This is a genomic window from Nocardioides sp. NPDC057767 (genome assembly GCF_042798275.1).
In the GTDB taxonomy this organism is placed as follows: Bacteria; Actinomycetota; Actinomycetes; order Propionibacteriales; family Nocardioidaceae; genus Nocardioides.
Genome location: NZ_JBHVKJ010000111.1, coordinates 1 through 7,199, shown reverse-complemented (window position 1 = coordinate 7,199; position 7,199 = coordinate 1). Strand labels below are relative to the sequence as shown.

At 71.2% G+C, this 7,199-nt stretch carries 5 protein-coding genes; 1 reads left to right on the top strand and 4 read right to left on the bottom strand.

The features are described 5' to 3' along the window. Window positions 1-51 precede the first annotated feature (51 nt). The 4 genes from ACFVDI_RS28340 to ACFVDI_RS28325 are packed head-to-tail and all read right to left on the bottom strand — an operon-like array spanning window position 52 to window position 4,130. Window positions 52-2,712 (bottom strand): FtsX-like permease family protein, encoded by a 2,661-nt coding sequence (locus ACFVDI_RS28340; RefSeq protein ID WP_378912217.1) that lies wholly within the window; start codon window positions 2,710-2,712, stop codon window positions 52-54. Then, window positions 2,709-3,431, bottom strand: a complete 723-nt coding sequence (locus ACFVDI_RS28335) for an ABC transporter ATP-binding protein (RefSeq protein ID WP_378912216.1) — start codon at window positions 3,429-3,431, stop codon at window positions 2,709-2,711. The genes ACFVDI_RS28340 and ACFVDI_RS28335 overlap by 4 nt, the downstream gene beginning before the upstream one ends. After that, window positions 3,424-3,573 (bottom strand): hypothetical protein, encoded by a 150-nt coding sequence (locus ACFVDI_RS28330; protein WP_328527853.1) that lies wholly within the window; start codon window positions 3,571-3,573, stop codon window positions 3,424-3,426. Before ACFVDI_RS28330 ends, ACFVDI_RS28335 begins: the two co-directional genes overlap by 8 nt. Beyond that, a complete protein-coding gene (locus ACFVDI_RS28325) occupies window positions 3,570-4,130 on the bottom strand; it encodes a PadR family transcriptional regulator (RefSeq protein WP_378912215.1) in 561 nt (186 codons plus the stop codon). The genes ACFVDI_RS28330 and ACFVDI_RS28325 overlap by 4 nt, the downstream gene beginning before the upstream one ends. Window positions 4,131-4,310: 180 nt before the next feature. Here ACFVDI_RS28325 and ACFVDI_RS28320 point away from each other — a divergent pair. Next, on the top strand, window positions 4,311-7,199 hold a 2,889-nt coding region (locus ACFVDI_RS28320; protein ID WP_378912214.1), incomplete at its 3' end, for a M4 family metallopeptidase.

Sequence of the window (7,199 nt, the reverse complement as noted above, 5' to 3'; positions counted from 1 at the left end):
GAAACTCGAGTTTCGTCGCCCACAACTGAGGATTCGGCCCGTCAGAAGTCCCTATTCGACGCGGGCGACCATGGGGAGGCGGCTGCGGGTGGTGACCGCGACGATGAGCGCGATCAGCAGCGGCAGGCCGACGACCACGATGCCGACCAGGTCCCAGGGGATCTCGAGGTAGTGCGCGGCGACGCTGTCGCGCTCCGGCCAGCCTTCGGTGGTGATCGGATAGCTGATCGCGATGCCCGGGACGAACCCGATCAGGGCCCCCGGGATCGCACCGAGGAGCGCGATGACCAGGGCGTACGCAGCAGCGACCCGTCGACGCGTACGCGTCGGTGCACCGACGGCCGACAGCGTGGCCAGGTCGGGGCGGGCGTCGTTGAGCGCGAGGTAGGTCGCGGTGAGCGCACCGCCGATCATCAGCACCGCGGCCAGGGTGATCAGGAGCAGCCAGACGATCACCGCCTTGTCGTCCTGCTGGAACCCACGCTCGACCGTGATCGACGTCGGGACCTGCCCGGCGGCGAGGGCCTCGTCGAGGTCCTGCTCGGCGGCCGCGGTGATCCGTGCGTTCTCGACGTAGAGGCCGCTCACCTGCGGCTCGGCGCTCAGCTTCTTCGCCACGTCCGGCGGGACGACCGCGTACGCAGGCGCGTAGGCGTCCTCGACATGGAGGTAGGTCGCCGGCACGGTGACCGAGGCCTGCTCCTTCTCGGACTCCGTCTCCTCGTCCCATTTCCGGACGTCCAGTCGGGCGTCCTTCGAAGCCGGCCTCTCGCCGTCGGTGAACACGACCGCACCACCGGCGCGAACGGTCTTCTCGGCCGCAGCGACATCCGCATCCCCGAGCACGCGCGTCACGGCCGGCGGGAGGGTGCCGTCCTCCCCGGCGACGAGCATCTCGCCGAAGGTGCCGTTGCTGGAGCCCGGCGTGACGTCGGCGCCGTCTCCGGTCCGGATCGCGAAGAAGGTCTCGGGGTCGGAGAACACGGCGGCAGAGACCGGCACGATCGTCGCCTTCGGGATCTCCTTCGCGACCTGCGCCGCGACGCCCTCCCACGCCGTGGCGTCCGTGTTCTCGGCGGCGACGGCACTCGAATCGAGCTGCACGGCAGCGTCCCCGTAGGCGAGCGACGGCTGGTAGGTCTCCTGGTTCTGCAACTGATCGCTGCCGAAGGCGATCCCGAGGGTGACCGCGCCGACCACGGTCACCGCGATGGCGCCCGCTGCCGGGACCGTCCGGGTGCGGTGCCGGTCGGCATCACGCGTCGCGAAGCGGATCACCAACGGCATCCGGGCGCTGAACCGGGCAGCCATGGAGACCAGGACGGGGAGGATGAACAGCACCCCGGCGACGCACAGCAGTACGCCGAGGGCGATCGGGATCCCGTCGTAGGCTCCCCGCGTGCCGAAAGCGGACAACGCGGCGCCGGCGAGGATGAGGACGAGCCCGATGAGCGGCGAGTGCCGCGACGGCGGGCTCTCGGAGCGACGCCCGGACAGTACGCCGACGACGTTCTGTCGCGACGCAATCCAGGCCGGCACGACCGCCGCACAGATCGCCGCGCCGAACCCGATGACGGCGACGGCCAGGATCTGCAGCCACGGGACCTCGAACGGGCCGAACCACGCCGAGACCTGGCCCTGGGCGAGCGGCTGCAGCAGGCGGGCGAGCCCGATCCCGAGCACGGCCCCGACGGCCGCGGCCACCGCACCGATGACGATCGCCATCCCGAGGACGGCACGCCGAGCCTGGCGAGCCGTGCCGCCGGAGGCGGCGATCAGCGCGAGGTCCCGCGCCTGTCGACGGGCCGCCACCGCGAAGGCAGGGCCGGCCAGCAGGACGACCTCGAGGAGCACCATGACCACGATGAGGGCGACGACGACGGTCTCGGAGGCATCCGGCGCGCGCTCCATGGAGCCGAGCTTCCGATCGGCGGCCAACGCAGCCGCCGAGGGGTCCTGGACGACCGACCGGGAGAGCACGAAGGCACCCTTCGCGTTCAGCTTCTCGACGTCGCCCCAGCTCACCGGAGCACCCCCGACCAGCCAGGTCGAGGTCGTGGCGTAGCTCGCCTCCGGGAGACCGGCGCCGGCCACGAAAGGCTCGTTGCGCACACTTGCCGACTCGACGATCCCGACGACCTTGCGGACCTCCTCGGAGCCGCCGTTCGGGATCCGCAGCTCCTTGCCGAGACCCGGGCCACGGGCGGCGAGCGCGGCATTGACCACGACCTCATCGGGCCCCTGCGGAAGCCGGCCGTCGGTCAGTCGGGTGAGCCCGGCGGCGAGCGGATCGGACAGATCGGTGCGCAGGCCGCTGGCCCAGGCGACACCCTTGTCGGTGCGTACGTCCAGACCGTAGTCGTCGATGGAGAGCACCGGCCGGTCGCCGACGACGGCCCGCAGCCCGGCCGCGTCCAGCGGCTCGGTCCCGGTCTCGTCGAGCCACTGGCTCGCCTGATCAGGATCGATGCCCTGCCGAACGGGTGCGGGACTCTGGGCGTCGACCCTGGCCGCGGCCTCCGCGCCGAGCCGGCGATCGAGACCCTCGACGGTGTTGACGTCGTAGGTCTTGTAGGTCACCGCGATCGCGGTGACGCCGGCCACGGGGAGCGCGATCATCAAGATGACGAGCAGGCTGCGCCACTTCGCCCGCCGGGCCTCCCGTTGCCCGATGCGGAGCGCGAGCCGCCAGCCCGCGAGACCCCCACTCATGCCCCGGCCTCGTCCACGAGGAGCGCGCCGGGAGCCTCGCCGGCCTCGTCGACGACGACACCGTCGCGCACGTAGATGACTCGGTCGGCCCAGCTGGCGTAGCGGGGCTCGTGGGTCACGAGCACACCGGCCGCACCCGCGTCGCAGCGCGCGCGGATCAGCTTGAGGATGTCCTCACCGGTCTCGGTGTCGAGGGCGCCGGTCGGCTCGTCGGCAAGGATCAGGCGGCGTTCACCGACGATCGCCCGGGCGATCGCGATCCGCTGCCGCTGCCCGCCCGACATCTCGTCGGGGAACCGGTCGGCGAAGCCGTCGAGCCCGACCTCCTCGAGTGCCGTCCTCGCCGCCGACCGTGCCGAACGGCGACCGGCGCCGTCGAGCTCCAGCGGCAGCGCGACGTTCTCGGCGGCGGTCAGGGCCGGGATCAGGTTGAAGTCCTGGAAGACGTAGCCGATCGACGTACGCCGCAGCTTGGCGCGCCCGCTGATCCCGGCCTCGCCGAGGTCCTGGCCGTCGACGGTCACCGACCCGGCGGTCGGCGAGTCGAGGCCACCGGCGATGGTGAGCAACGACGACTTGCCGGAGCCGCTCGGCCCCATGATGGCGACCAGCTCACCGGCGTACGCAGCAAGGCTGACGCCGCGCAGGGCGTGGACCTCGGCAGCGCCGGTGCCGTGGACGCGGCTCACATCGGTGAGCCGGAGGACGGGTTCACTCATCGGTGGACTCCTTGGTCGTGGTGGTGCCCGGCCTGGCGGGCGTTGCATGGGTGCGGCGGCTCAGCCGCTCGCGGGCGTCGGCGAGCCAGCGGTCCTGGTCGTGGCTGAGGCGGCGCAGGTCGTGGGCGAGTGCGGCGTTCATCGGTCCCCTCCGTCGACGGGACCGACGGGCTCCGGAGCGGTGCTCGACGCGGCCGCCCGGCGGAGCCGGGCCTCGCAGTGGTCGAGCCAGCGGATCTCGGCCTCGGCCGCGAAGACGAGCCGGTCGAGGACCAGCCCTCCGGCGAGGTCGTCCGCGGCACCGGACCGCGACTGACGGCGGTATCCCTGGAGCGCCTGCATCGTCGCGTTGCGCTGCTGCTGGACGACCTTGCCGACGTCCACGCTCGGCACCGCGACCGCGACCGCGAGCTTGATCGCGAGCTCGTCGCGCTGTGGCTGCGTACGCTCCACCGGGGTGTCGAACCACCCCTTGACCTCGACCTTGCCGGCCTCGGTCAGCTGGTAGAGGGACCGTCCCTCCGCGTCGGTCCCTCCGGCCTCGACGAGGCCGTCACGCTCGAGTCGCGACAGGGTCGTGTAGACCTGCCCGACGTTCAGCGGCCAGCTCGCGCCGGTGCGCTGCTCGAACTCTGCGCGCAGCTCGTAGCCATAGCGCGGCTTCTCCAGCAGCGCCAGCAGTGCGTGCTTCACGGACACTCGATCACCTCCCTAGTTACTGAGTATGTATATACCGAGTATGTACCCCATCGCAAGCCGCGAAAATACGGGCGACGGCACCCGCGACCGACTGGGAGACTTCTGGCCGCTGGTTCGGGCCGGCGGTCTTGTTGGCCCGTGAAACTCCTCCGGGCCGCTCCCACTCTCGAAGGACTCGAAGTGTCAGCTCGAAGACGCGTCGTCGCCCTGACTGCGACCGCACTTGCCCTCGGCGGGCTGAGCGTCATCCCGATGGCCCCGCCCGCCTCCGCCGAACCCGACCCGGTCGCGACCTACCAGGACCGTGCCGGCGTCCCACTCACCATCCATCGCACCACCGACGGCATCGCCGACTTCATCGGTTCGAAGACCGAGGCCGTCGACCCGCTGGGGGCCACCGTCAAGCCCGCCAAGGCGGCTCAGACCCACCTCGACCGCGCCGCCGAGGCGCTGGGCACCGAGAAGGCGGACCTGCGCGAGACGTCGACCGGCAAGGCCGTCGGCGGTGGGTCGGTGACCAGGTTCGAGCAGTACGTCGACGGCCTCCCGGTCCTCGGCGGCGAGGTGGTCGTCGGTCTGGACAAGGACCGCGGCCTCAACTCCGCGGCCACCAACCTCTCCGACGCCACCGCGACCGAGGTCGCCCAGCCGGACGAGTCCAAGCGCGCGAAGGCGGAAGGCGCGGCCAAGGCGGTGGTCGCAAAGGCCCACGACGGAGCCACCGGCCTCACCGTGGAGGACGAGGGCACGTGGCTCTACGACGACGACCTGGTCGCCGGGCCGCAGATCGGCAAGGCCAGCGTCTTCCGGTTCTCGGTGACCAACGGCTCCACCATCCGGGAGACCGTGCTCGCCCACGCCGCCACCGGCCGCGTACTCATGCACATCAACGAGATCGCCCACGCCAACCGCCGCGTCTGCGACAACGCCAACGTCCGTGCCGCGGCGACCGGTTGCGCCGAGACGAGCTCGACGGTCAAGCGGCGCGAGGGCGACGCGCCGACCGGGCTCGCCGATGTGGACAGGGCCTACGAAATGCTCGGCGCGACCTCGGACCTCTACGCCTCGCTCGGTCTGGACCTGACCGAGGAGATCGGCTGGTCCAGCGGCGCCACCGGCAAGGCGGTCACCGCCACGACCCGCTACTGCGAGCCGACGGAGCCGGGCTACACGCCGCCGTGTCCGATGGACAACGCGTTCTGGAACGGTCAGCAGATCTACCTCGGCCAGGGCCTCGTGGTCGACGACATCGTCGGACACGAGCTGACCCACGGCGTGATCGAGCGCAGCTCGAACCTCTTCTACTGGTACGAGTCGGGCGCCATCAACGAGTCGATGGCCGACATCATGGGCGAGATCGTCGACCACCGCTACGCCACGCCCGGCGATTCCCCGACCGACTGGCGCGTCGGCGAGGACTCATCGTTCGGCGCGATCCGCGATCTCGCCAACCCGACGGCGCACGACCAGCCCGACCGGATGACCAGCTCGCTGTGGGAGGCCGACGACCTCAGCTACTACGCCGACGGCGGCGGGGTGCACACCAACAGCGGGGTCGGCAACAAGACGGCCTACCTGATCTCCCAGGGCGGCACCTTCAACGGCCGCACCATCACCGGCATCGACGCCGGTGACCCGACCCTGCAGAAGACCGCGACGCTCTACCTCTACACGATCCAGCACCTCGTCTCCGGAAGCCAGTACGCCGACCTGCGCCGCACCCTCGCCAACGGCTGCTCCGCGCTGGTGGCCGCCGGCACCGCCGGCTTCACCGCGGACGACTGCACCCAGGTCAACCTCGCCACCGACGCGACCGAGCTCGCCAAATCGCCCACCAAGGCGGGCGCGACCCGCCCCGCGGAGGCGCCCAACACCTGTCCCGCCGGGAGCACCGGCAAGGCCGCGATGGCGACCCCGTCGCTCAGCCGCGGTGTGCTGTGGAACCCGGCGCCCGACGTGGCGCAGGGCATCCCCGCGAACGACCGTGACGGCAACGGCTCCGACTTCGGCATGAACCCTGACCCGGAGGCGTACGGCGACCCGACCGCCAGCGGCCTGACCACGGCCGCGATCAACGTGCCGGCCGGCAAGCGGACCTATCTGCGGTTCAGCCACTGGTATCTCTTCGAATGGGACCCTGACGGCGTCCCTGCCAACCCCGCGCCGCGGTACATCGACGGCGGCGAGGCGCGCCTGCTGGTCAACGGGGTCGCGACCGCCATCCCGTCGACGGCCTGGGTGAACGGCCCGAAGCAGAAGCTGCTGCTCAACAATCCCAGCAGTCCGCTGACCGGCTTCGGTGGCGACTCCAACGGGTGGATGAGCTCGCGCGTCGACCTGTCCGCGTTCGCCGGCAAGTCCGTCCGGTTCCAGTGGGTCGTACGCGGCAACAGCAGGTACTCGGGCATCGGCTGGTTCGTCGACGGGATCGAGCTCTACACCTGCAACCCGCTGACCATCGCGAGCACGGCGCCGCCGACGATCAGCGGCACCCCGCGGGTCGGCTACACCCTGACGGCGACGAAGGGCTCGTGGAGCCCGACGGCCACGTCGGTCAAGTACCAGTGGCTGCGCAACGGCGTTCCGATCTCGGGCGCCACCGCGTCGACCTACAAGCTCAGCGGGGCCGACCACACCAAGGAGATCCGGGTCCGAGTGACGGCGTACTCCTCGACATGGCCGGCCGCCAACCCCGGCGTCCGGACGAGCGCGGCGACCGCGAGGATCGCGGCCGGGTATCTCACCGCGGCCACCCCGACGATCGGCGGCACCCGCCGGGTCGGCTACCTGCTCACCGCCTACCCTGGCGCCTGGAAGCCCTCGGGGATCACGTTCAGCTACCAGTGGCTGCGCAACGGTGTCGCGATCTCGGGCGCGACGGGGAAGACGTACCGCCTCCGGTCCGTCGACCGCGGTGACCGCATCCGCGTCCGGGTGACCGGCCGCAAGACCGGTTACTACACGAAGACGGCCACCTCCGCGGCAACCACCCGACAGCTCGGCAGTTGGTCATGTACGCGACCGCAATCTGCCATGCCGGGCGGGCAAGGGACAGCCTTCTGCCGGACT

What these genes read in the sequence shown, in the direction of transcription:
- ACFVDI_RS28340 (WP_378912217.1), bottom strand. Translation starts at nt 2,712, where the DNA reads ATGAGTGGGGGTCTCGCGGGCTGGCGGCTCGCGCTCCGCATCGGGCAA.
- ACFVDI_RS28335 (WP_378912216.1), bottom strand. Translation starts at nt 3,431, where the DNA reads ATGAGTGAACCCGTCCTCCGGCTCACCGATGTGAGCCGCGTCCACGGC.
- ACFVDI_RS28330 (WP_328527853.1), bottom strand. Translation starts at nt 3,573, where the DNA reads ATGAACGCCGCACTCGCCCACGACCTGCGCCGCCTCAGCCACGACCAG.